Origin of the sequence: Williamsia sp. 1135 (assembly GCF_002095395.1) — a bacterium.
Lineage (GTDB): Bacteria > Actinomycetota > Actinomycetes > Mycobacteriales > Mycobacteriaceae > Williamsia.
The window spans coordinates 43,675-66,459 of sequence record NZ_MJEI01000088.1 but is presented as its reverse complement, the minus strand read 5'-3'; the positions used below and the strand labels follow the sequence as shown (position 1 = coordinate 66,459).

At 64.0% G+C, this 22,785-nt stretch carries 21 protein-coding genes; 8 read left to right on the top strand and 13 right to left on the bottom strand.

Features of this window, described 5'->3' with window-relative positions:
- Positions 1 to 4: 4 nt before the first annotated feature.
- The 7 genes from BFL43_RS11765 to BFL43_RS11735 all read right to left on the bottom strand — a co-directional run bounded on the left by BFL43_RS11765 (position 5) and on the right by BFL43_RS11735 (position 5,823).
- Positions 5 to 931 (bottom strand): alpha/beta hydrolase, encoded by a 927-nt coding sequence (locus BFL43_RS11765; RefSeq protein WP_084892725.1) that lies wholly within the window; start codon positions 929 to 931, stop codon positions 5 to 7.
- Positions 931 to 1,980, bottom strand: a complete 1,050-nt coding sequence (locus tag BFL43_RS11760) for an alpha/beta hydrolase (RefSeq protein WP_084892724.1) — start codon at positions 1,978 to 1,980, stop codon at positions 931 to 933. The genes BFL43_RS11765 and BFL43_RS11760 overlap by 1 nt, the downstream gene beginning before the upstream one ends.
- Positions 1,981 to 2,003: 23 nt before the next feature.
- A complete protein-coding gene (locus BFL43_RS11755; protein WP_084835182.1) occupies positions 2,004 to 2,768 on the bottom strand; it encodes a MerR family transcriptional regulator in 765 nt (254 codons plus the stop codon).
- A gap of 94 nt (positions 2,769 to 2,862) precedes the next feature.
- Positions 2,863 to 3,174 (bottom strand): DUF2516 family protein, encoded by a 312-nt coding sequence (locus BFL43_RS11750; RefSeq protein WP_084892723.1) that lies wholly within the window; start codon positions 3,172 to 3,174, stop codon positions 2,863 to 2,865.
- An 85-nt stretch (positions 3,175 to 3,259) separates the two neighbouring features.
- A complete protein-coding gene (locus tag BFL43_RS11745) occupies positions 3,260 to 4,009 on the bottom strand; it encodes a heparin-binding hemagglutinin (protein ID WP_084892722.1) in 750 nt (249 codons plus the stop codon).
- Positions 3,996 to 4,499: a helix-turn-helix domain-containing protein gene (locus BFL43_RS11740; protein WP_084892721.1), complete on the bottom strand. Its 504-nt coding sequence runs from the start codon at positions 4,497 to 4,499 to the stop codon at positions 3,996 to 3,998. Before BFL43_RS11740 ends, BFL43_RS11745 begins: the two co-directional genes overlap by 14 nt.
- A gap of 106 nt (positions 4,500 to 4,605) precedes the next feature.
- The gene (locus tag BFL43_RS11735; protein ID WP_240498211.1) at positions 4,606 to 5,823 is read right to left on the bottom strand and encodes a DUF445 family protein; all 1,218 of its coding nucleotides are present in this window, start codon (positions 5,821 to 5,823) and stop codon (positions 4,606 to 4,608) included.
- Positions 5,824 to 6,148: 325 nt separating this feature from the next.
- Here BFL43_RS11735 and BFL43_RS11730 point away from each other — a divergent pair, with 325 nt between their 5' ends.
- From BFL43_RS11730 to BFL43_RS11715, 4 genes are all read left to right on the top strand, one after another.
- Positions 6,149 to 6,946: a TetR/AcrR family transcriptional regulator gene (locus BFL43_RS11730; RefSeq protein WP_084892719.1), complete on the top strand. Its 798-nt coding sequence runs from the start codon at positions 6,149 to 6,151 to the stop codon at positions 6,944 to 6,946.
- A 73-nt stretch (positions 6,947 to 7,019) separates the two neighbouring features.
- Positions 7,020 to 7,859: an SDR family NAD(P)-dependent oxidoreductase gene (locus tag BFL43_RS11725; protein ID WP_084892718.1), complete on the top strand. Its 840-nt coding sequence runs from the start codon at positions 7,020 to 7,022 to the stop codon at positions 7,857 to 7,859.
- A gap of 455 nt (positions 7,860 to 8,314) precedes the next feature.
- The gene (locus tag BFL43_RS11720) at positions 8,315 to 9,061 is read left to right on the top strand and encodes a hypothetical protein (RefSeq protein WP_084892717.1); all 747 of its coding nucleotides are present in this window, start codon (positions 8,315 to 8,317) and stop codon (positions 9,059 to 9,061) included.
- A 187-nt stretch (positions 9,062 to 9,248) separates the two neighbouring features.
- Positions 9,249 to 9,572 carry a putative quinol monooxygenase gene (locus BFL43_RS11715; protein WP_084892716.1) on the top strand — a complete coding sequence of 108 codons (324 nt, stop codon included), beginning with the start codon at positions 9,249 to 9,251 and terminating at the stop codon, positions 9,570 to 9,572.
- Positions 9,573 to 9,652: 80 nt separating this feature from the next.
- Here the strand turns inward: BFL43_RS11715 and metE are convergent, their stop codons facing one another.
- From metE to BFL43_RS11695, 4 genes are all read right to left on the bottom strand, one after another.
- Positions 9,653 to 11,956 carry a 5-methyltetrahydropteroyltriglutamate--homocysteine S-methyltransferase gene (gene metE / locus BFL43_RS11710; RefSeq protein WP_084892715.1) on the bottom strand — a complete coding sequence of 768 codons (2,304 nt, stop codon included), beginning with the start codon at positions 11,954 to 11,956 and terminating at the stop codon, positions 9,653 to 9,655.
- A 13-nt stretch (positions 11,957 to 11,969) separates the two neighbouring features.
- The gene (locus BFL43_RS11705) at positions 11,970 to 12,863 is read right to left on the bottom strand and encodes a 3-hydroxybutyryl-CoA dehydrogenase (RefSeq protein ID WP_168176621.1); all 894 of its coding nucleotides are present in this window, start codon (positions 12,861 to 12,863) and stop codon (positions 11,970 to 11,972) included.
- A 203-nt stretch (positions 12,864 to 13,066) separates the two neighbouring features.
- On the bottom strand, positions 13,067 to 14,362 hold the full coding sequence (gene aceA / locus BFL43_RS11700) for an isocitrate lyase (RefSeq protein WP_084835193.1): 1,296 nt from the start codon (positions 14,360 to 14,362) through the stop codon (positions 13,067 to 13,069).
- Positions 14,363 to 14,795: 433 nt separating this feature from the next.
- The gene (locus BFL43_RS11695; RefSeq protein WP_143695272.1) at positions 14,796 to 15,512 is read right to left on the bottom strand and encodes a hypothetical protein; all 717 of its coding nucleotides are present in this window, start codon (positions 15,510 to 15,512) and stop codon (positions 14,796 to 14,798) included.
- Between the two features lie 424 nt (positions 15,513 to 15,936).
- On the opposite strand from BFL43_RS11695, the gene BFL43_RS11690 reads away from it, so the two are divergent.
- Together BFL43_RS11690 and ramB are read left to right on the top strand one after the other, a co-directional pair.
- The gene (locus BFL43_RS11690; protein ID WP_084892712.1) at positions 15,937 to 17,640 is read left to right on the top strand and encodes an ABC transporter ATP-binding protein; all 1,704 of its coding nucleotides are present in this window, start codon (positions 15,937 to 15,939) and stop codon (positions 17,638 to 17,640) included.
- Between the two features lie 26 nt (positions 17,641 to 17,666).
- Entirely contained in the window at positions 17,667 to 19,076 is a 1,410-nt protein-coding gene (gene ramB, locus BFL43_RS11685; RefSeq protein WP_084892711.1) for an acetate metabolism transcriptional regulator RamB, read from the top strand.
- Positions 19,077 to 19,100: 24 nt separating this feature from the next.
- Here ramB and BFL43_RS11680 read toward each other — a convergent pair whose 3' ends face one another.
- Both BFL43_RS11680 and BFL43_RS11675 read right to left on the bottom strand, forming a co-directional pair.
- The gene (locus tag BFL43_RS11680; protein ID WP_084892710.1) at positions 19,101 to 19,904 is read right to left on the bottom strand and encodes an amino acid ABC transporter ATP-binding protein; all 804 of its coding nucleotides are present in this window, start codon (positions 19,902 to 19,904) and stop codon (positions 19,101 to 19,103) included.
- Entirely contained in the window at positions 19,901 to 21,355 is a 1,455-nt protein-coding gene (locus BFL43_RS11675; RefSeq protein ID WP_084892709.1) for an ABC transporter permease subunit, read from the bottom strand. The genes BFL43_RS11680 and BFL43_RS11675 overlap by 4 nt, the downstream gene beginning before the upstream one ends.
- A 131-nt stretch (positions 21,356 to 21,486) precedes the next feature.
- Between BFL43_RS11675 and BFL43_RS11670 the strand changes: the two genes are divergently transcribed.
- Together BFL43_RS11670 and BFL43_RS11665 are read left to right on the top strand one after the other, a co-directional pair.
- A complete protein-coding gene (locus BFL43_RS11670; RefSeq protein WP_084892708.1) occupies positions 21,487 to 22,017 on the top strand; it encodes a carboxymuconolactone decarboxylase family protein in 531 nt (176 codons plus the stop codon).
- Complete coding sequence (locus BFL43_RS11665; RefSeq protein WP_240498208.1) at positions 22,014 to 22,760, top strand: class I SAM-dependent methyltransferase; 747 nt, start codon at positions 22,014 to 22,016, stop codon at positions 22,758 to 22,760. The genes BFL43_RS11670 and BFL43_RS11665 overlap by 4 nt, the downstream gene beginning before the upstream one ends.
- Positions 22,761 to 22,785: the final 25 nt, after the last annotated feature.

The following is a 22,785-nucleotide window of genomic DNA, read 5'->3' as shown; positions in this document are numbered from 1 at the left end:
CCGGTCAACGAGGGAGGTGCGCAGACCGCAACGACCTGACGATGTTGTTGAAGCGATGCGGCTGCTCCCAGTTGAGCAGATGAGTTGCGCCTCGCCAGATTTCGTACCGTTCGAGTGATCCTGCAGCACGCAGTCCAAGGGCGACGGGTTCGGCGAGCCGCGGCGGGGTGAGACGGTCTCGGTCTCCCACCACGACCGCAACGGGGACCGGCATGTTCCGCAGGCCCGCGCTCACGTCGAGGTCTTCGAGCGCTCGCCCGAGCTTTTCTCTTGCCCGCCAACTGGTCTCCCGCAGGATGGAATCGAGCATCTTCAGCTGTTGGCGGCTGATCCCCGGAAAGATGGTGCGTGCCAACGACAGACCGGTCCGCATCATGAGGTCCCCACCGGGTCGGTGAATGGCGTTGAAGCCCAGCCAGGCCATTTCGTACTCGACTCTGCGCACAATCGTAGCGGGTTGGGCCAGCCGGATCGGGGCCTTCGACACCGGCGCGGTGGCCGCGGTACCGGCGAGCATGATCGCCGTGGCGTACCGCGCTGCGCTGTCCGGATACTGGGTGGCCCAGCTCATCACTGTCATGCCACCCATGCTGTGGCCGACGATCACTGCCTTCTCGCCGTCGGCGAGGGTGGCGGCGAGGACGGCTTCGAGATCCTGACCGAGATGTTCGTTCGTCGTCGGGCCGGTGCCCAGGGTCGAGCGCCCGTGTCCCCGTTGGTCGTAGACGATGACGCGATGGTTGTCGGCCAGGCCGTTGATCTGCGGGAACCAGTACTTGGCGTTGACGGCGAAGCCGTGGACGAGCACCACCACGTCGGCGTCGGCTGGTCCATAACTGCAGACCGCGATGGAAGCACCGTCGGACCGCTCCACAAACAGTCGATCGACAGGTGCATCCGGGTTCCGCAGCAGCGCCTGACCGCCGGACATCAGTCGGCGGTTCGGTCCAGCAAGTCGGTGAGGAGGGTGTTGTAACCCTCCGCGTTCTCGATGCTGCTCATATGGCCGATCCCGGGCCACACCACGAGATCCTCGAGGTGCCCGCGCCCGCGAAGTACCGCCGCCATCGCGTCGGCATGGACCTTCGGGGTGAGCTTGTCGTCGGCGCCGACGACCACCAGGGTCGGGACAACCAGTGCGTCGAGACCCTCGGTGACCTCGAGATCGACCATCGCGTTACCCCACTTGCCACGGGAGCGTCCCGGGCACGCGGCCACCATCTCGTCGACGAAGTCGACGTGCGAGCGACGTGAGGTGGTGTTGAGGGCAATGTACTGGGTCACCTTGCGCGACATCTTCGTTCGTGGCAGATGCACCGTCGCCCCGGCGACGAGTCGTCCGGTGAAGTACTCCATCGGAGAGAGCACCGTGGGTAGGTCGAGCGGGATGAGACCGAGGTTCGGCAAGAGGTGATCGGAGCAGGTGGACGTCAGCACCACGGCACGGGCGACCTCGGGCACCGCCTCCGGAAACTGCTTGGCCCAGGACAAGATCGTCATCCCACCCATGCTGTGCCCGGCAACCAGCGCACGACGACCCTTCGGTACCACCGAGGTCAACACTGATTGGAGATCTTGACCCAGGAGTTCGACACTCAACTTGGTCTTGCCGCGTGGGGAATCGCCGTGACCGCGCTGGTCATAGGCGATGACGCGGTACCGGTCGCCGAACGCGTTGATCTGCGGGTACCAGTAATGCGTGCTGCACGTCCACCCGTGCACCAGCACCATCAGTTCGCCGTCCGGAGGTCCATAGGCCACGACATTGAGCGCGGTACCGTCCGCAGCACGGACATCGAGATGTTCCGGCGCCTGTCGGGGCGTCTCGAGCAACGGATCAGGCTGATCTGCAACAGGATCAGGGGCCAGCAGAGCTGCCCGCAGAATCGAGCCAAGGAACGTTCCGGTGATCGCCGCACCCACGGCGACCACGCCTGCACCTACCGCGGCCCCACCGACCGCGACCTTCTTCTTGTTCATGAATTACTCTTCCCCACCTGGATCTAAGGGCCGGAACCCGTTGCCTTGCTCGATTTTTCGTCTTCAGCAGCCATCATCAACTCCGCCCCGCGATCAAGCGCGCGCGAGATCTCGGTGTCCATCGCCTTGCTGAAGGCGACCTCGACGATGTCGTGAGCCATCGGCCGCACGGTCTGCACGAGTTCCGCCAGCCGGATCACCTCGCTCTCCTCCATCTCGAACGGCGCGCCCTCGACGAGATACTTGTCGGTGACGATCGAGACGAAGCTGGCTGCGATGTCCTGGAGGTCGTCCTGCACCCGTTCCCAGCGGTTGAGCAGGACGTCGAGGTCGATACCGGCCTTCACCAGGACCTCGGCACCGGCGAGCACCTCCGGGTTGGTGACGGCGTAACCCGCGCCCTCTTTGACCAGCAGTCCCAGTCGTTGCCCGAGGGCGATGTTGTTGTCAGTGGCGCCGAGTCCCTTGCGCAGCTCGGAGATGGTGATGGTCGCCATCCGCCTGAGGTTCTTCCACCGGCTGCCGCGTTTCGGCTCGGCCTCCAGCACGTGCTCGACCTTGAGGCCGTATCGCGCTGCCATCAGCAATTCACTGATCGTCGCGAAGGTGTAGCCCCGCTCGAGCATCTGCGAGATCATCTTGAGCCGGCTCAGGTGTTCTGCGGAGTACCAGCCGGTACGGCCCTTGATCTTGGGTGGCGGAAGCAGACCGCGGTCCTGGTAGACCCTGATGTTGCGGACGCTGACGCCGGAAACATCCGCGAGTTCGTTGATCCGGTATTCAGCCATGCGCTCATTCTAGGTCTGCTCGCCGAGCGTTTGATCGGCGGAAGGGTGTCGACCCTGCGTGAATACGCCATTCACCACCCATGGATGGTGGACTTCAGCGCTTACGAAACCAGGTCTTGTTCTGGATCGAGTCGACCCGTGGCCGCACGTCCACGATGTAGACGATCGTGGCGACGACGCCGACGATGCCCAGGATGCCGATGGCCCCGAACAACCAGATGAACAGGGTCGCGGCTGCGAGGATGGACACCCAGATCACCTTCGACTGGCGATCGACCGCCGGGAAGGCGTCCGGACGCTGCAGTGCGGCGTGCACCAACGACACCGCCGCCGCGATCCCGGCGACAACTGTCAGCAGCAGCAGAACAAGACTTTGGGCGTACCCCAAGAATGAGAGAACATTCACGGGTGCAGCCTACTGTCCAGTTCGCGTGTCGCGACAGGCGCGTGATGGGTTCGCAGCGGCGGAGCCAATGGCTCGAGTTGCCCGACTAGCTGGTGGCCTTCTTGGCCGGAGCCTTCTTCGCGGGAGCCTTCTTGGCCGGAGCCTTCTTGGCCGGAGCCTTGGCAGCGGGTGCCGCCGGGGTGGCCTTGGCCGGTGCCTTCTTGGCCGGAGCCGTGGCCTCGGCGATCTTCTTGGCAGGCGAATCCTTCGACGAACGCGCCTTGCTCTCGACCTTGCCCGCGGTGCCGTTGATCGCGTCGGTGGCGTCTTCGGTCGCGTCTTCGATCTTGTCCTGGGCGATGCCCGCGAGCTTGGCAGCGCGCTGGCCGACCGCCCGGGTCTGCGACGAGATGGTGCCGAGGGTGTCCTCGGTCAGATCGACAGCGTCGTTGTAGGCCTTCTCCGCGCGGCTGAGCTGCTCGCCCACGGCCGGAGTGGTGCGCAGCCGCTCGACGGTCTCTTCGCCACGCTCTGCGAGCGAGTTGTAGATGTTGGTCGCGACCTCGATGTAGGCCTCGGCGACCTTGCGCAGCTCCTCAGAGGTGAACTTCGCGCGCAGCTCGTCGATGTTCGACGGAACCTCTTCGGGCAGAGCAGAAATGCGCTCACGGGTCTCTTCGATCCGGGTCTGCGCGGTGGTGCGGGTCTCTTCGAAGCGGGCCTGGGCCTGCTCGGTGGCGGTCTCGGTGCGCTCGCGCAGCTGAGCGATCACTTCGTTGACCTGCTTGAAAGCGAGGTCGCCGGCACCGACGGCGGCGTAGATGGGGTTGGCGAGATTGCGGTCAGACTTGGTCATTGGTTTCCTCCAGGAATTCACGTGGGTTCGATCGTGTTGTATCCGTGTGACTTTCGACCACAGCCCGGTTCTCTTTACAGAAGGACTCGTAGATCTCGAGCAACACTTGTTTCTGGCGTTCACTGATGACGGTGTCTGCCATCAGCGCGTCGCGCACCGGACTCGCGGGTCTCTCTTCGAGAATCCCGGCCCGTACGTAAAGCACCTCGGCCGACACACGCAGACCCTTGGCTATCTGGGCCAACACATCGGCTGAAGGCTTGCGCAACCCTCGTTCAATTTGGCTGAGGTACGGATTACTGACGCCTGCACGCTCAGCAAGCTGGCGTAGCGACACCTCGGCGCCCATCCGTTGCGATCTGATGAAGCTACCTATGTCCTGGGCAGCAGTGGCGACGTTGGCACTGATGTCCTGGGCGATGTCCTGTGCCGCGTTCGCGACCACAGCCGTCACCGGCTCGTCATCGGGATCAGCGGGCGTTGGAACCATCTCGGTAACTCCTTCAAGCCTCGATTGCCATACTGCCGACCCGTGCTAGCAATTGCAAGCACTTGAGCTAATCCGTGATGAAGGCCACAAACATCGCGGCGTCCTTTTAATGAAAGAGCAGTACAGAGACGGTGTAGATGACCAAGCCGGCCAGCGAACCGACCACCGTGCCGTTGATGCGGATGAACTGCAGATCGCGCCCGACCTGCAATTCGATCTTGTTGCTGGTGTCCTCGGCGTCCCACCCGCGCACGGTCTCGGTGATCACCGAGATGATCTCCTGCGAGTAGTTCTCCGAGACGTGCCTGGCCACCCGGACCATCCAGATGTTCATCTTGTTCTTGAGCACCTCGTCGTCGCGGATACGCTCGGCGATCTGGATGATCGAGTCCGTCAGCGTCGCCCGGAGCGTCCCGTTCGGGTCGGCCAAGAGCTGCTCGATCAACGCCTTGCCCGCATTCCACGCCGTCGACGCCGCCCCGGTGACCTCGTCACGTTCGAGCAGCTCGCATTTGATCGCCTCGAGACGCGCGATCGTATCCGGGTCGTTCTGCAGGTCGTGCGCCAGTTGCACCATCACCCCGGTCATCGCCAGGCGGACCTGATGATGGGGATCGGTCTTGACCTTGAACGAGAACTCGACGAGCTCGCGATAGAGCCGATCTCCCACGAGGCTGTTCACGAACTTCGGAGCCCACGCGGGACCGTCCTTGTCGATCACGCGGTCGATCAGATCCTGGCTACCCAGGGCGAAGTCGTGGGCCCTGTCGCACAGCAACTGTATGACGGGCTCCAGCCGGTTCTCCGAGATCAGCTGCTCGAGCACCCGGCCCGCCGGCGGCCCCCACTCGGGTTCGGCTGCCCAGCGCATGGCCGCGGTGATCAGCTTCTCGATGTCCTCGTCGTCGAGCATCTCTGCCGCGAACGCGATACCGCGAGCAGCCTCTTCCCCGACGCGGGGCGCGTTCTTGGGGTCTGCCAGCCAACTGGAGACCCGGGTCGGCAACGCCAACTGCGCGACCTTCTCCTCGATGACGTCCGGCGTCATGAAGTTCTCTTCGATGAAGCCTCCCAACTGGTCGCCGATCTGGTCCTTCTTCTTGCGGATCAGCGCGGTGTGCGGGATCGGAATGCCCATCGGGTGCTTGAACAGCGCAGTGACGGCGAACCAGTCGGCAAGCGCACCGACCATGCCCGCTTCGGCCGCGGCACGTACGTACCCGACCCACGCTGCGACGTTCTCACCGTCGCGGTCTTCGAGCCAGCGGCAGAACAGGTAGATGATCGCGGCCAGCAGCAGGAGCCCGGTGGCGACGAGCTTCATCCGCCGCAGGGCGGCCTTGCGTTCGCTGTCCGCCTCGCTGAGCCCGGCGATGTTTCGCTTCGGAGCGGGGGACGTTTCCTTCGCGGCATGCCGACCGGCGGGTAACTCCCTCGGCGATCGGTCCGCGTCCGGACCAGCCGTCGGCCGCGGAGCTTGTGTCGGTTGCATCCATCCAGTGTTACCCAAAGCCGGTTGGAGGAATCACGGGTATGCAGGTGACCCGCCTCTCGATGCCATGGACGAGTGCCCGGGAACATAAGCTGGAGATCAGTCGACACGCATCGGCGCTGCGACCGGCGCCTACAACAAGAAATGACGCCCCACGATGTCCCCTCGCCCCAACCCGGCTGCGGCCGCCCGCGCTGCGGTCGCCGCAGCCGCCACCGCCGCGAGCAAGGGGGTGTCACTCCCCCAGGCCATCCGTAACCAGGTCGGCGCCGACGACGTCAAGACCGACGGACGCAAGCGGCGCTGGGAAGGCCACAAGGAGGCCCGGCGTACCGAACTCGTCGACGGCACCCTCGCGGCTGTGCGGGCCCTCGGCGCCGATGCGGGCATGGATGAGATCGCCTCCGAGATCGGCGTGTCGAAGACCGTCCTCTACCGCTATTTCAGCGACAAGAGCGACTTGACCACCGCAGCGATGATGCGCTTCCTCGAGACTGTCCTCGTGCCGCGGCTCGGTAGCGCCATCAACGAGGACGTCGGCGAGTTCGAACTGACCCGCATGGTGATCTCGGTCTACGTCCAGACCGTGGCCGACGAGCCGCACATCTACTCCTTCGTCATGGCCGGCGGGTCCGGTGCACAGGTCCTCGCGGACTCGCAGAAGCTCGTCGCTCAGATGCTCACGTTCGTGATGATCAACCGGATGGTCGATCAGGGTTCGCAGACCGCCGGGGTCGAGACGTGGGCGTACAGCCTCGTCGGTGCGATCCAGCTCGCGGTGCACTGGTGGATGGTCGAGCAGCGCCTGGGTAAGGACGAGTTGATCGACTACCTCACGATGATGGTCTGGTCGTCGATCTCGGGCATCGCCGCCGCCGGCGGGTCCGCGGAATACTTCAATGCGCAAGATCACCCGATGCCGCAAACACCCGAGTCGACGCGACAGGCCGACTGAGACGCCCCAATCCTCATCACGCCCGGAGATCCAGCCGATAGATTGGCGCCATGGGTAGAAGTGGCGGACACAAGTGAGCGAAACAGGGTCGGTGGCACTGGTGACCGGGGCGAGCCGCGGTGTCGGCAAGGGCGTGGCCACCGCATTGGGCGCGGCAGGATGGACGGTGTACGTCACCGCACGCGGCGGGACCGGTCCTGATGACCCACTGGGGCAGACCATCTCGGAGATCGAGAACGCCGGCGGGACCGCGGTCGGGGTGAGTCTCGACCACTCCGACGACGACGCCGTCGCCGGGTTGTTCAGCCAGATCCACGCCGAGCAGGGTCGTCTCGACCTACTGGTCAACAACGTTTGGGCCTCCCCCAAGGGCTTCGGCGGGTTCAGCGACAAGTTCTGGGAGCGACCCGTATCCGACTGGGACACCCTCATCACGGTCGGCGTCCGCGCGCACTATGTCGCATGCGTCGAAGCCGCAAAGATCATGGTGCCCCAAGGCTCCGGTTTGATGGTCAACATCTCGTCGTTCGGAACCCGCGGACACCTCCACTCGGTGCTGTACGGCATGAGCAAGGCTGCACTCGACAAGATGGCCTTCGACATGGCGCACGAACTCGAAGGTACCGGGGTGGCCGCGATCTCGTTGTGGCTCGGGCTCATTCAGACAGAGCTGCTGCTCTCACTCGGTATCGAGGAGTTCGCCGGATTCCGGCTCGACGAGGCCGAACACCCACAATTCGTCGGCCGCGTCATCGATCGCCTGTGGCGCGATCCGTCGCTGCTCGAGAACAACGGACACAGTCTCGTCACCGCCGAACTCGGCGCTTCCTACGGGCTGACCAACAATGACGGTGGACTACCGAAATCCCATCGCGAGCCCTTCGGCGGCGGACCCCTGTTCCCGCCGGCCTGACAAGGTCCGCCGAGCCAAAATCTGCTCCACTTCTAGGAATCCGCTCCGGTTCCAGAGCTCTGGAACCGGAGCATATTGCCAGAAGTGGAGCAGATTCCGCGGATCAGTACACTCCATCAGAATTCGAATATCACGAATACAAGCGTCTAGGATTGTTTGAGTGTCGAAGTTGTCGCCGACACCTCTAAAAAATTCTGGGATCGTCCAAAGTTGCTCTTACACAACCTTCTTAGATCAAGATCGTAATTCCAAAAATCTTCTCACGACACTAGTTCTCGAAGTTGAACTCTTAGTTAGTTCACACTGGCAATAAAAGTTAAGTTACGTTCTCGGTACATCGTTCAGGCGTATATTTCCTGGATATTGCCGACAATTTGCATTCAACCGACTGACGTTTGCTACGTTGACCTCTTCAGCACCAACAGCACGTCCATTTACTGGAGGGCGATCTTCGCATGAACCGCACCATTCTCCGTACCACCACCGCCGTAGCAGCAGTCAGCGCAGCAGCTCTGTTCTTCCCCGCAGTTGCATCGGCAGCGCCGGTCTCACAATCCGAGTGCGCGGAAATTTCGACAGGCAACCAGGCAAACGGATGGGGTAACACATTCGGCGACGAGTCCGGCCAGGCTGGCGTGCACGTTGCCGGCGGTGAAGATGGGAACGGAGCGTTGAAGTTCACGACGTTCGATACACCCTCGACGACCAAGGTTGACAACCGTGCGGCTTCGTATCATGAAGCAGGCGGGTTGCTCCTCAAGGACGTGACCGGCCCCTTGGCCTTCCAACATGAGGGCGCGGTCCCGGGTAACTGGCAGATCCGCGTAACAGGCGCCAACACGACTGGCCCCGGCGACGTATCCGGCGAGAATGGTTTTGCGACGCTTGTGCACTCCGGCGACGGCGCCGACGCCGCTGGTTCAGACCAGTGGTGGGCGACAAGAGATCTCGGAACGATCGCCAGGGGCACTCCGTCGACACTTGCGGCGCTGAAGGCCGCGGCCGGTGATCAAACCGTCGTGACGCACTACGGCATCTCGATCGAAGGCCCGGTCGGCACAACGGCGACCATCGACAAGGTCCAGTTCAACGGGTGCACCACCGACTTCAGGCAGGTCGGTTCCTCCGAAGAAGAGGGCGCCTCGACCGGCTCACTCGGTGGCTTCGGTCTCGCCAATCTGATCCCGGGACTGCCCAGCTGACGCTGGTCGGACCTTTCCATCGAATGCCCCTGCCGAATACGGTGGGGGCATTCGTCTGTCCTGCTCCGGCCGTCTCATCTTGCGACGGCAGTCCCCTCTTGGCCTCAATGCCCGGAGAGTCGTTCACCCACGCAACTACGATTTCAGGTGAGCGTGCACTGGTGGACGAGAAGAATGGAGAAGCGCAGTGATTTTCATCGTGGTCAAGTTCCAGGTGAAGCCCGAGTGGGCCGAGCGATGGTTGGATCTCGTCGATCCCTTCACGCAGGCGACGCGCGCCGAACCGGGCAACAAGTGGTTCGACTGGTCGCGCAGTGTCGATGACCCCAACGAGTTCGTCCTGGTCGAGGCCTTCGAAGACGATGCGGCTGGTCCGCACGTCAACAGCGACCACTTCAAGAAGGCGACGCAGGAACAGATGCCACAGGCGCTGGTGTCGACGCCGCGGATCATCAGTCACACCATCGACGCCGACGACTGGTCGGCCATGGGTGAGATCACCATCGATTGACGGGTGACCCACGAATTCGCGCCACCTAGGTGCGTACGCGCCTGTTGCACCTGTCGCGTACGCACGCAGGTGGCGCGAATTCAGCTGGGCGGGCGGGCATCGATCCGACGTCGCTGCCGTCGCGCGGCAGCGACCATGTTGCGCAGCGACGGCTCGAGCTGCCAGTAGTGCCTGGTCTTGAGGCCGCCATCCGGATTGACCCACAGCCGATCCGAATCGATCGCGGCGGCGGCACGCTGGATGCGCTCATCGATCTCGTCGATGTCAGGAATCGCCGCACTACGACTCTCGTATACCCCCGGCCCGACCTCGCGCTTGATCGCTGTTCCCGAACTCGTGATCTGATCGAGGACCCAGCCGATGGAGCGGGTCGCCACGATCGATGTCACGTCGGCATCGAGGGCGTCGAATGCCTCGACCACCGACGCGATGCTCGAGTACCCGATGTGTGCATGGATCTGCGTCTGGGCTTCGGCCCCGCCCACGGCGAGCTTGAACGCGTTGACCGCCCAGTCGAGGAACCCGACCCGGCCCCGTTCGCGTAGTGGCAGCAGTTCCCGGATGGACGGCTCATCGACCTGGATGATCCGGATGCCTGCCCTCTCCAGATCGGCGACCTCGTCGCGAACCGCCAACGCCAGTTGTTCAGCGGTCTCGTACAACGGCTGATCCTGGCGGACGAAGGATCTCGCCAACATGGTCACCGGGCCGGTCAGGATGCCCTTCACCGGCTTGTCGGTCAACGACTGCGCGTAAGTGATCCACTCGACGGTCATCGGACCTTGGCGCTTGATGTCGCCGTACAGGATCGGCGGCCGCACGCACCGTGATCCGTACACCTGAACCCAGCCGAAATGCGTTGTGGCGTAACCGTCCATCAGCTCGGCGAAGTACTCGATCATGTCATTGCGCTCGACCTCACCGTGCACCAAGACGTCGAGTCCGATGTCTTCCTGCAGGTCGATCACGCGTTTGATCTCGTCGAGCAACAGGTGCCGGTACTCGTCCCAGGTCAAGCGGCCTTGACCGTACTCGTACCGGGCCTGGCGGATCTCCGCGGTCTGCGGAAACGACCCCAGCGTGCAGGTCGGCACCAGCGGCAGCCCCAGAGCCTGCTGTTGCGCCTTGCGCCTGACCTCGTACGGTGCCCGCTCCCGCTGATCCGGACGGATCGCGGAGACACGTTGACGCACATCGTGCTTCATCTTGAAGTGCACCGACTTGGGGCGATCCGACCAGTGTTCGGGGGCCCCGTGGGTGACGGCTTTCGCGAGCGCCACGACCTCGCCGACCTTCTGCTTGGCGAACGCGAGCCTGTCAGCGACGTCGCCCGGGATGTCGTATTCGACGAGTAGGTCCACCGGTACGTGGAGCAGGCTGCAAGACGTCGACACGACCACATCCGGGATGACGGCCTTGATGGCGAGCAGATAGTCGAGCGTGCGCGCCTTGTCGGCCTTCCACACGTTGCGTCCGTTGATGACACCCGCGTACAGACGCTTGCGATCGAGTCCAGGGATCTTCGCCAGACCCGCCGCGCTGATCGGCTCGGATACCAGGTCCAGACCGATCGCCTCGATCTTTGTTCCGGCCAGAATCGGAAGCGCCGCACCGAGATCGCCGTACTGGCCGGTGACGAGTAGACGCGGGCGCTGACTGACGGCGGCCAGCGAGTCATAGACGGTCCCGAGCAGCGCCAGTTCCTCGTCGGTCCGGTCGCTGGTGAAAGCCGGTTCGTCGAGTTGGACGCACTTGGCACCCTGCGCAGCGAGTTCCTTGAACAGGTGCAGATACGCGGGGATGAGCTCATCGATCTTGTCGATCGGCGAGAAGCCTTCGGGCGCACCAGGTGCAGCCGCCGACAGCAGCAGGAGTGAGATCGGGCCGATGACCACCGGCCGCAACTCGATGCCCTGTTGCTTGGCCCGGGCGTGCTCGGCCAGCAACGATTCGGCGTGCAGCGAGAAGGTGGTATCCGGGTCGATCTCGGGCTGCCGGTAGTGATAGTTGGTGCCGAAGAACTTCACCAACTCCAGGGGCGGAAAGTCGGCCTTCCCGCGTGCCAACATGAAGTAGAAGTCCAACGGGTGGAGTTCGGGCTCGAGCGCCGCAAATCGCCTCGGTAGAGCAGCGAACATCAGCGCGTTGTCGAGTACGTGATCGTAGAACGAGAAGGTGTTGCCCGGCACCTGTTCGAGTCCTGTCGCGGCGAGTTCCTGCCACATGTCGTCCTGCAGGTGCCGCCCGACGGCGATCAGATCGCCCACCGAACCACCGAGATGCCAGTACTTTTCGAGCGCGCGCTTGAGTTCTCGCCGGGCGCCGATGCGCGGATACCCCAGGATCGAGGACCCGTATTCGATCGTCTCCTCCTGGCCGGTCATGGCCTCGCCCGGCTTATCTTCCTGCGCCGGTCTTCGCCGGGCTGTCCGCGTACACGTAGAAACCGTGTCCGGCTTTCTTGCCCAGCCGACCGGCCTCGACCATGCGCAGCAGTAGGGGCGGCGGAGAGTAGAGCGGTTCTTTGAACTCTTCGTACATCTTGTCGGCGATCGCCTTCACGGTGTCGAGGCCGACGAGGTCGCTGAGCTTGAGCGGGCCCATGGGGTGCGCGCAACCGAGCACCATCGCCTTGTCGATGTCTTCGACGGTGGCAAAACCGCTCTCCACCATGCGGATCGCCGAGAGAAGGTAGGGCACCAGCAAAGCGTTGACGACGAATCCGGAGCGGTCCGACGATCGGACGACCTGCTTGCCGAGGATGTCGCGGGCGAAGGCCTCGGCGCGCGTGGTGACGTCGTCGGAGGTCATCAGCGTGGTGACCAATTCAACGAGCGGCAGTACCGGCACCGGGTTGAAGAAGTGCATACCGACGACGCGATGAGCGTTGGCGGTTGCCATGCCCAACTTCATGATCGGGATCGAAGACGTGTTGGAAGCAAGCACGGCATTGGGGTCCGTGACCACCTTGTCGAGCTGTTTGAAGATCTCGGTCTTGACGGCCTCGTCTTCGACCACCGCCTCACACACCATCTGCCGGTCAGCGAAATCGCCCAGATCGGAGGTGAAACGCAGCCGCCACGATGCCTGTTCCCGCTCACGTTCGGTGAGTTTTCCGCTACTCACACCGCGATCGAGGGAGCGCAGGATGCGGGACCGTCCAGCGGCTGCCAACTCACGGGTCGTCTCGTACACCAACACGTCGGCGTGCGCCCGGGCACAGACTTCGGCAATGCCTGCGCCCATCTGACCGGCACCGATTATGCCGACCCGTGAAATCTTCTCGCTCACAAAAGCTCCTAAAAACAACGAGCACAACATCTTTGAACAAAGAAGAGAATCTCTGAACTAAGAGTGACCAACACGAAAAGGTGATGAAGAGGGTAACCCTTGTGGGGTACGCCCAGAGTTCACCCGGATACCAGCAGGCGGCCCGCAACGGTAGTCGCGGACCGCCTGACTAGTTCGCTAAAGTTCCCGAGAGGGGTTCCAGCTTAGTGGAATTGGCCCTCTTCGGTGGAACCGGCCAGCGACGTGGTGCTGCTGGTCGGGTCGACCGTGGTGGCGATGTTGTCGAAGTAGCCTGCGCCGACCTCACGCTGGTGCTTGACGGCGGTGAAGCCGCGCTCGTCGGCTGCCTTGAACTCGCGGTTCTGCAGGTCGACGAATGCCGTCATCTGCTCGCGGGCGTAGCCCCAAGCAAGGTCGAACATGCCGTAGTTGAGTGAGTGGAAGCCGGCCAGGGTGATGAACTGGAAGGTGAATCCCATTGCGCCGAGCTCGTTCTGGAACTTGGCGATGGTGGAATCATCGAGGTGCTTGCTCCAGTTGAACGACGGGCTGCAGTTGTACGAGAGCAGCTGGTCGGGGAACTCGCTCTTGACGGCCTCGGCGAACTTGCGGGCCAGCTCGAGATCGGGGGTGCCGGTCTCCATCCAGATCATGTCGGCGTACGGCGCGTAGGACTTGGCGCGAGCGATGCAGGGCTCGATGCCGTTCTTCACGTGGTAGTAGCCCTCGGCGGTGCGCTCGCCGGTGACGAACTGCTTGTCACGGTCGTCGACGTCGGAGGTGATCAGGGTGGCGGCTTCGGCGTCGGTACGGGCGATGACGACGGTCGGCACGTTTGCGACGTCGGCGGCCAGGCGAGCCGAGCTCAGGGTGCGGATGTGCTGCTGGGTGGGGATGAGCACCTTGCCACCGAGGTGGCCGCACTTCTTCTCCGAGGCGAGCTGATCTTCCCAGTGGGTGCCTGCGGCACCGGCTGCGATCATGGCCTTCTGCAGTTCGTAGACGTTCAGGGCGCCACCGAAGCCGGCTTCGCCGTCGGCCACGATCGGCACAACCCAGTTGTCGACGGTGTCGTCACCCTCGACGCGGGCGATCTCGTCGGCGCGCAGGAGCGCGTTGTTGATGCGACGGACCACCGAAGGAACGGAGTTCGCGGGGTACAGCGACTGGTCCGGGTAGGTGTGGCCCGAGAGGTTCGCATCGCCGGCGACCTGCCAGCCGGAGAGGTACACGGCCTTCAGTCCGGCGCGGACCTGCTGCACGGCCTGGTTACCGGTGAGTGCGCCGAGTGCGTTGATGTAGCTGCCGTCTCCGGCGTTGACGCCCTCCCAGAGGATTTCTGCGCCGCGGCGGGCGAGGGTCTGCTCCTCGACAACGCTGCCCTGCAGGTTGGCGACCGACTCTGCGCTGTAGTCGCGGGTGATGCCCTTCCAGCGGGGGTTGGTGTCCCAATCCTGCTGGATCTCGGCTGCGGTACGTGGTTTTCCGACGGTGCTCATATCTCGCGCTCCATATTCGTTGAGCCTGTGCTGTGTGGCCGCCCTGCTCCCGAGGTGCTGAAGCGGGGCCGAGCCATATCGGTGCGAATTAGCAATTTCTTCACTCCGGCTAGGCGGTGCCTGTACTGAGGGTGCCACACACAAACCCGCAGGTCCACACGTCGCGAGTGTGAATTCGGGCTAGTTTTCATGGCCCCGTTGCGAAGTTTGCAAAGATTCGTCTGTAAAACCACTTCGATTTTCTTACTGACGAGTACGCAAAAAGTACGCGCGTACTGCATGTTTGCCGACCGGCTCAGAGGGGCTGTTCCAAGCCCCCGCGGGGGCGACCATCAGCGGACGACTGCCCGAAACAGACGCACCGTGTGTCCACGATCACAATCAGACAATCCGACGGGTGGCCCTCGAGCCGCCCGAACGGACGATGGCGTCGCTAGCCGACGGACCCGGCGACCCGGGTCACTGCACGGGTGAACAACTCCGCGAACTTCGCGTCCGTCATGGCGTCCTGGGTCGAGACCGCCACCAGCTGGACGGTGACCCCGTCGACCACCGCATACCCGGCGAGCGTCTGTGCCACCGCCGTCTTGCCGCCGGGGTAGGTGGTCGTGGCAACCGACTTGACCAACAACGACAGGGACGTCGGTAGCGGCGGAGGAGTGAGGCGCTGGTTCTCGGTGACCACGCCGGCGCCGGCTGTGCTGCCGGTCGTGACCGTGATCGTCACCCGGGCGCACTCACCCGTATTGGCACGGATATCGGCATCGATGTCCCGCGGCACGGTCGTGACCAGCTCGATTATGCTGTTGCCCGACGACGACTGCCACGCCGTCACCGCGGCGTTCGAGGGATCGAGCTGCTCGTTCAGCGTCGCGTCCGCGGTCGGGCGGCATTGCGGCGGATCGAACTGTGCGGTGGACGCCGCCGCCAGGGCAGCCGCATTCTGGTCTCGCAGGTCGACGACGCCGAGTTCGGCCCGCTGATAACCGGCAGGAAACTCACGGGCAGGCAACAGGGCGCTCGCGGGCGTGAACGGTCCGGACTGCGACGCGGACGACGGCGCCGGGTCGGCGTTGCCGCCACACGCACTGGTCAACAGGCCACAGGTCGCCAAGATGATCACCGGGACACCCACCCGCTCGCGCAGCATCCCCACAGCGTAGACACCGCGGCTCACCGACCGAATCGGCCCGTGCGCTGCGGCGTCGTCGAATCAGCGCAGGTGGCCGTGACGGCCAGCGACATCAGATGGTTCGCGAAGCGGGACCCAAGAATGTGCTCATAACTTCGCTCTTGTCGCCGAGAAATGTTCGGCGGCAACGGAGTCGGTTCGCCCAATCCATCAAGCGACCGACGCGATGAAAGGAACCCGCATGAATTGGCTCTATCAGTTCTTCCCGTGGCTCGCACCGCAGCAGAATCGCCAGCAGTACCAAAACCAGAATCAGAACCGCCAGCCGCAGCAACAGCAGAACAACCGTCGCTGACCAGCTGACGCACCCAGCCTGTGACGCCCGGAACCCCACGCCGGGCGTCACAGGTGCGGCCAGACTTCACGGAAGGGGCCACCAGCCATGCACGTCGTCACGCTGTTCCGCCGGTTCTTCCCATTGCTCGGCCGAACCCGCTGGTTGCTGATCCCCGCGATCGGCCTGCTGTTGGTCTCGACGTGCGCAGATCTGCTGACCATCGCGATCTTCGCCCACATCGTCGATCACGCCCTGAGCCACGGCGATCTGGGCGCGCTGCCCGCCCCTGCCGTGTTGTGGATCGTCATCGCGCTCGTCGGTGGACTGGCCGGGGCAGGTGGCACGTTGCTCAGTGCCACCGTGACCGAACGACTCATCCAGCGCCTACGAAATCAGCTCTACGAACACGTTTATCGGATGCCGCGTATCGCCCGCAGCGATTTCGGGCCCGGAGACCTCATCGCACGGCACATCGGCGATGTCGAGTCTGTCGAGCACCTCGTTTCGTCCGGGCTGATCACGGGGGTCGTTGCCGCGATCAGCGCAGTCGTCTTCGCGGTTGCGGCCTTCGCGGTGCGCTGGGAGCTGGCCGCCGTCGCGTTCATCCTGGTCCCGTTGGTCGGCCTGGTACTGCACCGATGCAGCGATCCGCTGCGTCGCGTGTCGCGTATCGAGCGGCAGGTCAACGGATTGCTCAATGCCGAGGTCTCGGAAGGGCTGTCCAACGCCGACGTGATCATCGCCGACAATCAGGCGGTGCGACACCGCCACCGGCTCGACGCACTGGGGACCCGCTGGCGCCGGGCCCGAATGACAGAACTCGCCATCTCCACGGGATTTCGGCAGCTCACCAAGATGGTCGAATTACTGTGCCTGCTCGCGATCATTGCGGTCGGCGTGTGGGAGATCGCGCGCGGACGACTCACCACCGGCGGTCTCATCGCCATGACCGGTTACATCGGCTACCTGTACCCACAGATCCGGCAGGTGGCCGATCTGGCGATGTCGACCACTGCGGCCACCGCCGCTGGAGACCGCATCACCGACGTACTCGACGTCCCCGTCGCGCGACCTGGGCCGCCTCACCCGAAGGCCCCTGCACCCCGTGGCCCCGCCGGCGTCGAGTTGACCAACGTGTTCGCCCGGTACCCGGGCTCCGACCGGGCAGTGTTGTGTGGGCTCGACCTGAGGGTCGCGCCCGGCGAAATCGTCGCGGTGACCGGACGCAGTGGTGCCGGGAAATCCACTTTGGCAGCACTTCTGGTGGCCTTCCTCGATCCTGTGGGAGGCACCATCACACTCGGCGACCACGACATCAGCGACATGTCGGCGGAAGACATACGAGCTCGCGTCGGGTTGCTCCCTCAGCAACCCGCCATCTTCACCGAGACCGTCACCGAGAACATCCGGCACGGGCGTCCCGACGCCGACCTGGCCGCGGTGATCGCCGCGGCCAGGTCCGCAGGCGCCCATGAGTTCATCACCGAATTGCCCATCGGTTACGACACCGTCCTCGGGGCGTACGGCACCGCGCTATCGGGTGGTCAACAGCAGCGGATCGCGCTCGCTCGCGCGCTCGTGCGGGACACCCCGATACTCGTTCTCGACGAGCCGACGACCGGTCTCGACCGCGACACCGTCCTCGCGTTGATGACAGACATCCGGCGCGCGGTCGGGTCACGGACGACGATCCTCATCACCCACGACCGCCAGGTGGCGCGATTCGCCGACCGCGTGGTGCACATCGACCACGGCGTGATGCGGCCGCCCCGTCATTCCGCCGCGTCGGCCGACCAACTGGCAGGCTGACCGCCCAATCCGCCTACCCTGAAAGAATGTCCAAGACCTACGTCGGCGGGCGCCTCCGCCAGCTGCGCTCCGAGCGCGGTATGTCGCAGGTGGCGTTGGCCCAGTCCCTGGAGATCTCGCCGTCGTATCTGAACCAGATCGAGCACGACGCCCGCCCGCTGTCCGCGCCGGTGCTGCTCAAGATCAGCGAGGTGTTCGGTGTCGACACCACGTTCTTCGACTCCCAGGACAACGCGCGTCTGATCGCCGAGATGCGTGAGGTGGTCATGGACGAGGACGTCGACGCCACCGCTGACGCGCAAGAGATCAGCGATCTCGTCGCCAGCCATCCTGAGCTCGCGAAGGCGATGGTCAACCTGCACCGGCGGTACCGGAACGCGACCGACCAGCTCGCGGCCGCGACGGACGAACGCGGCGACGGCAGCATGCGCGGATCCATCTCGGCCCCCCACGAGGAGGTCCGCGACTACTTCTACCAGCGCCACAACTACCTGCACGAACTCGACACCGCAGCCGAAGAGCTCACCACGCGGATGCGTATGCACTCCGGTGACGTCCGCAGCGAGATCGCCGACCGGCTCCAGACCGTGCACGGCGTCCAGATCGTGCGACGGGTCGACCTCGGCGACACGGTGCTGCACCGCTTCGACCCGGAGACCCGGCGCCTGGAGATCTCCGGTCACCTCTCCCAGGGACAGCGGGTGTTCAAACTCGCCGCCGAATTGGGGTACCTCGAATGCGGCGACCTGATGAAGCAGATGGCCGACGAAGGCAACTTCACCACCGACGAGGCGCGAGCGCTGGCATTGCTCGGCATGGCCAACTACTACGCTGCCGCCGCTGTCCTCCCCTACGCCCAGTTCCACGGCGCTGCAGAGGATTATCGCTACGACATCGAACGTCTGTCCGCTTTCTACGCGGTCTCATATGAGACGGTGTGCCACCGATTGTCGACGCTCCAGCGACCCAATCTGCGCGGCGTTCCGTTCACCTTCGTCCGGGTCGACCGGGCGGGAAACATGTCGAAGCGCCAGTCCGCGACCGGTTTCCACTTCTCCAACAGCGGCGGCACCTGCCCACTCTGGAATGTCTACGAGACCTTTGGGTCTCCGGGCAAGATCCAGACCCAGATCGCGCAGATGCCCGACGGACGGAACTACCTATGGGTGGCGCGGACCGTCGAGCGTCGCGCCGCGCGTTATGGCCAGCCCGGCAAGACCTTCGCGATCGGGCTCGGTTGCGAACAACGCCACGCCGCACGACTGGTCTACTCCGACGGACTCGAGATCGGACCGCAGGCAAACGTCACCCTGATCGGTGCCGGTTGCCGGGTCTGCGAACGGGTCAACTGCCCCCAGCGCGCGTTCCCGGCACTCGGGGCGAAACTCGACATCAACGAACACCGGAGCACGGTGTCGCCCTACCTGGTGCAGTGACACGTTCACGCTGCACACGAGTGTCTAGACCGGATCGAGCAGACGCCGTAGGAACTGCTTGGTGCGAGCATGTTCCGGCGCGCCGATGACCTGCGCCGGCGTGCCCTTCTCCAGGACGGTGCCGCCGTCGGCGAACAGCACCTGATTCGCCACCTTCTGGGCGAAGCGGATCTCATGGGTCACCACGACCATCGTCCAGCCCTGAGTGGCAAGATCTTTCATGACCTCGAGCACCTCACCGACCAGCTCGGGATCGAGGGCAGACGTCGGTTCGTCGAACAACATCAGCAGCGGCTTGAGCGCGAGTGCCCTCGCGATACCCACGCGCTGCTGCTGCCCACCGGACAGTTGGTGCGGGTACTGATCCCGTTTCTCCTCCAGGCCCACCTGACGGAGCAGCACCTCGGCCTCGGCCACGAGTTCGTCGTGGTCACGTTTCTGAACCACCAGCGGACCCTCGAGCACGTTCTCGATCACCGTCTTGTGTGGAAACAGGTTGTGTCCCTGGAAGACCATGCCGCTCTGCGCCTGGTAGCGCTTGAGCAGAGCCCGGGGTATCGGGCGCTGGGAGAAGTCGACCGAGACGTCGCCGATCGTGATCTCTCCGCCGTCAGGCACGTCGAGCGCGTTGAGCGAACGCAGGATCGTCGTCTTACCCGAACCGGACGGACCGATGATGGTGGTGACCGAACCCGACGGCACGGTGAAATCGATGCCGCGCAGGACGTGGTTGGCGCCGAACGACTTCTGCAGTCCTGCGACCGTCACCAGGTCAGGGGCCGCTGGGCCGGGTGCGGATTTGCTCAGCGGTGCGGGAGTATCGGTCATTTCGCAACATACCTATCCAGTCGGACTTCGAGACGGCCCTGGAACGAGGACAGAATCAGGCACACAATCCAGTAGTACACCGCCGCGGTGCCGTAGAGCGCGAAGAATTCGAACGTGGGTGCCGCTGCTATCTGTGCGGTGCGCAGCAGTTCGGTGACCAGGATCGTCGATGCCAGCGAGGTGTCCTTCACCAGCGAGATCAAGGTGTTGGACAGCGGCGGAACCGCGGTGCGCAGGGCTTGCGGCAAGATGATCCGGCGCAGCGCGGTCGCGTAGTTCATCCCGATCGTCTCGGCCGCCTCCCACTGCCCCTTGGGGACGCTGCTGATCGCCGATCTGATGATCTCGGCGGCGTAGCCACCGACGTTGAGACTGAAAGCTATTGCCGCGGCCGGGAACGGATTGATCAAGATGTTCAATTCGGGCAACGCGTAGAAGATGATGAACAACTGCACCAGAAGCGGGGTGCCGCGGATGACAGAGATGTAGAACCGTGCCACCGCAGACAAAGCCCGATTCCTCGACATCCGCGCCAGCGCCACACCCAGGGCGATGATCAGGCCGAAGAAGAAGCTGACGGCCGTCAGCGGGAGCGTGACCGTCAGCGTCGCCTTGAGCATCGGCCAGAGGTTGTCCAGGATGAGCTCCCACGTGCTCGGCGCCGTCTTGGGCTCCGACGTACCGGCCGCGTTGGCATTCAGGTACTGCTGCGAGATCCTCTCCAGCGTTCCATCCGCTTTCAGGACGTCCAGCGCGCCGTTGATCTCGTCCATCAGGCCGCTGTCCTTGCGCGCTGCGAACGCCTGCTCGCTTCGTTCACCGATGTTCGCGGCGATCTTGATGCTCGTGTCGCCGGTGGTGGCCTGATAAGCCAATACGGACAGACTGTCGTTGACGGTGGCCTGCACGCGGCCCTGGTTGAGCAGCTTGATCGCCGGGGTGAAGCCATCAACGGCCTCGATATTCGCACCGGCTTCCGCGGCGACCTGGGCCCAGTTGCTGGTCAACGACTGCGCCGTCGTCTTCCCCGACAGATCCTCCAACGAGGTGATCGAGTTGTCCTCGGCCCTGGTGACGATGACGCCTTCGCCGATGGCGTACGGCTGGGACAGATCGTATTTCGCCTTGCGCTCATCGGTGATCGTGACCTGATTGGCGACGACGTCGAACCGGTCGGCCTCGAGTGCGGCGAAGATGGAGTCGAAGGGGGTCTCGACGAACTCGACCCTGAGGTCGAGCTGATCGGCGACCGCCTTGGCCACGTCGATGTCGTAACCGACCAGTTCGCCTGTCGCCGAGTCGTGGTAGCTGAACGGAGCGTAGGTGCCCTCGGTGCCGACCCGCAGCACACCTGACTTCTCCACCTTCTCGTATCCGGTGGCCTCGCCGCCGCCGCCGCAGGCAGCCAGGGTCAGCAGGGCAAAAAGCCCGGCCACCAACACCATCAGCATTCGCCGCACGGGCTACTCCAGTCCAGGATCAGTCGGTCGTTCTGGCTGGCCGAACACTAACACCGGGACAGTGGCCGCAAAAGGTTTGCGATCAGTCGTCGCGGGCCGCTGTGTCCGCTAGGTTGGCAGACGTGAGTTCACCACGAATTGCCCCGGGTACGTTCCGACAACTAGGGCCCTTCAACTGGGTGTTCAGCAAGGGGGCGGCGCGTGTGATCGGGGTGTCCGACGCGCACATCTTTTCCACCCTCGGCCGGGCGAAGGGTCTGTTTCACGGCTGGTTGCACTACTCGAGCCGAATGATGCCTTTCGGCAAGCTGTCTCGACATTCCACCGAGTTGGTCATCATCCGGACCGCCCACCTACGCGCGTGCGAGTACGAGCTCGATCACCACAAGCGACTGGGGCGGCGTGCCGGAATCGACGAGGCGGAGTTCTCGAGGATTCTGCAGGGACCTGAAGCAGGGTGGACCGGGCTCGACGAGGTTCTGCTGCGCGCCGTCGACGAGTTGGTCGGCACCAAGGATCTCAGCGACCTGGCGTGGAAAGAGCTGGCCGAGCACCTCGACGAACGCGAATTGATCGAGTTCGTCCTGCTTGTCGGACAATATGATTCGCTGGCAACCACCATCGGGACCCTGCGGATCGAACGGGACTTTTGAGTAACGCACTGGCGCGCGCTCGCGAGTTGCTCGACCCCGGCCGGCTCAGTGGCCCCGTCGATGAGAGCCGCGGTTATCTCGACCTGCTCGGACCACCGGAGACGGCGGCGAGCAGCACGTTGTGGGTGATGCAGAACGCGGTGTTCGCCGCCGTCTACGAGCGCGCCTGGCGGCCGATCTTCACCCGGTTGTACAGCCTCGGTGGCACCTCGGCTGCGAAGTTCGACCGTAGGCTGGTCACCCACCTCGGCCGGCCCGGGGACCGCACGATCCTCGATGTGGCCTGCGGCCCGGGCAATTACACCCGGCGTCTGTCCGAGCGACTGACCGGAAACGGTGTCTGCGTCGGCCTCGACTTCTCCGTGCCGATGGTTACCAGGGCGGTCGCCGACAACAGCGGCGAGCGGGTGGCTTACGTGCGGGGCGACGCCCACCGGTTACCGTTTCCGGACGGTTCGATCGACACAGTCTGCTGCCTGGCGGCGTTGTACCTCATCTCCGATCCGCACGAGGTCATCGATGAACTCGCGCGGGTGGTCGCGCCCGGCGGTGAGGTCGCCATCTTCACATCACTTCGAACCCGGCTGACATCCTCACGTGTCGTGGACAAGGTCACCGCCCGCAGTGGCTACCGGCTGTTCGGTCGCGATGAGGTGACCGACCGGCTACGCACGGCCGGCCTCGTCGACGTGGAGCAGACCATCACCGGGCAGGCTCAGTACGTGACCGCGCGCAAGCCATGATCTCGCCCGCTCCGCGGCGATGCGG

Coding starts and splice junctions, on each gene's coding strand:
- BFL43_RS11765 (WP_084892725.1), bottom strand. CDS start 931: ATGTCCGGCGGTCAGGCGCTGCTGCGGAACCCGGATGCACCTGTCGAT.
- BFL43_RS11760 (WP_084892724.1), bottom strand. CDS start 1,980: ATGAACAAGAAGAAGGTCGCGGTCGGTGGGGCCGCGGTAGGTGCAGGC.
- BFL43_RS11755 (WP_084835182.1), bottom strand. CDS start 2,768: ATGGCTGAATACCGGATCAACGAACTCGCGGATGTTTCCGGCGTCAGC.
- BFL43_RS11745 (WP_084892722.1), bottom strand. CDS start 4,009: ATGACCAAGTCTGACCGCAATCTCGCCAACCCCATCTACGCCGCCGTC.
- BFL43_RS11740 (WP_084892721.1), bottom strand. CDS start 4,499: ATGGTTCCAACGCCCGCTGATCCCGATGACGAGCCGGTGACGGCTGTG.
- BFL43_RS11735 (WP_240498211.1), bottom strand. CDS start 5,823: ATGAAGCTCGTCGCCACCGGGCTCCTGCTGCTGGCCGCGATCATCTAC.
- BFL43_RS11730 (WP_084892719.1), top strand. CDS start 6,149: ATGTCCCCTCGCCCCAACCCGGCTGCGGCCGCCCGCGCTGCGGTCGCC.
- BFL43_RS11720 (WP_084892717.1), top strand. CDS start 8,315: ATGAACCGCACCATTCTCCGTACCACCACCGCCGTAGCAGCAGTCAGC.
- metE (WP_084892715.1), bottom strand. CDS start 11,956: ATGACCGGCCAGGAGGAGACGATCGAATACGGGTCCTCGATCCTGGGG.
- aceA (WP_084835193.1), bottom strand. CDS start 14,362: ATGAGCACCGTCGGAAAACCACGTACCGCAGCCGAGATCCAGCAGGAT.
- BFL43_RS11695 (WP_143695272.1), bottom strand. CDS start 15,512: ATGCTGCGCGAGCGGGTGGGTGTCCCGGTGATCATCTTGGCGACCTGT.
- BFL43_RS11690 (WP_084892712.1), top strand. CDS start 15,937: ATGCACGTCGTCACGCTGTTCCGCCGGTTCTTCCCATTGCTCGGCCGA.
- ramB (WP_084892711.1), top strand. CDS start 17,667: ATGTCCAAGACCTACGTCGGCGGGCGCCTCCGCCAGCTGCGCTCCGAG.
- BFL43_RS11680 (WP_084892710.1), bottom strand. CDS start 19,904: ATGACCGATACTCCCGCACCGCTGAGCAAATCCGCACCCGGCCCAGCG.
- BFL43_RS11675 (WP_084892709.1), bottom strand. CDS start 21,355: ATGCTGATGGTGTTGGTGGCCGGGCTTTTTGCCCTGCTGACCCTGGCT.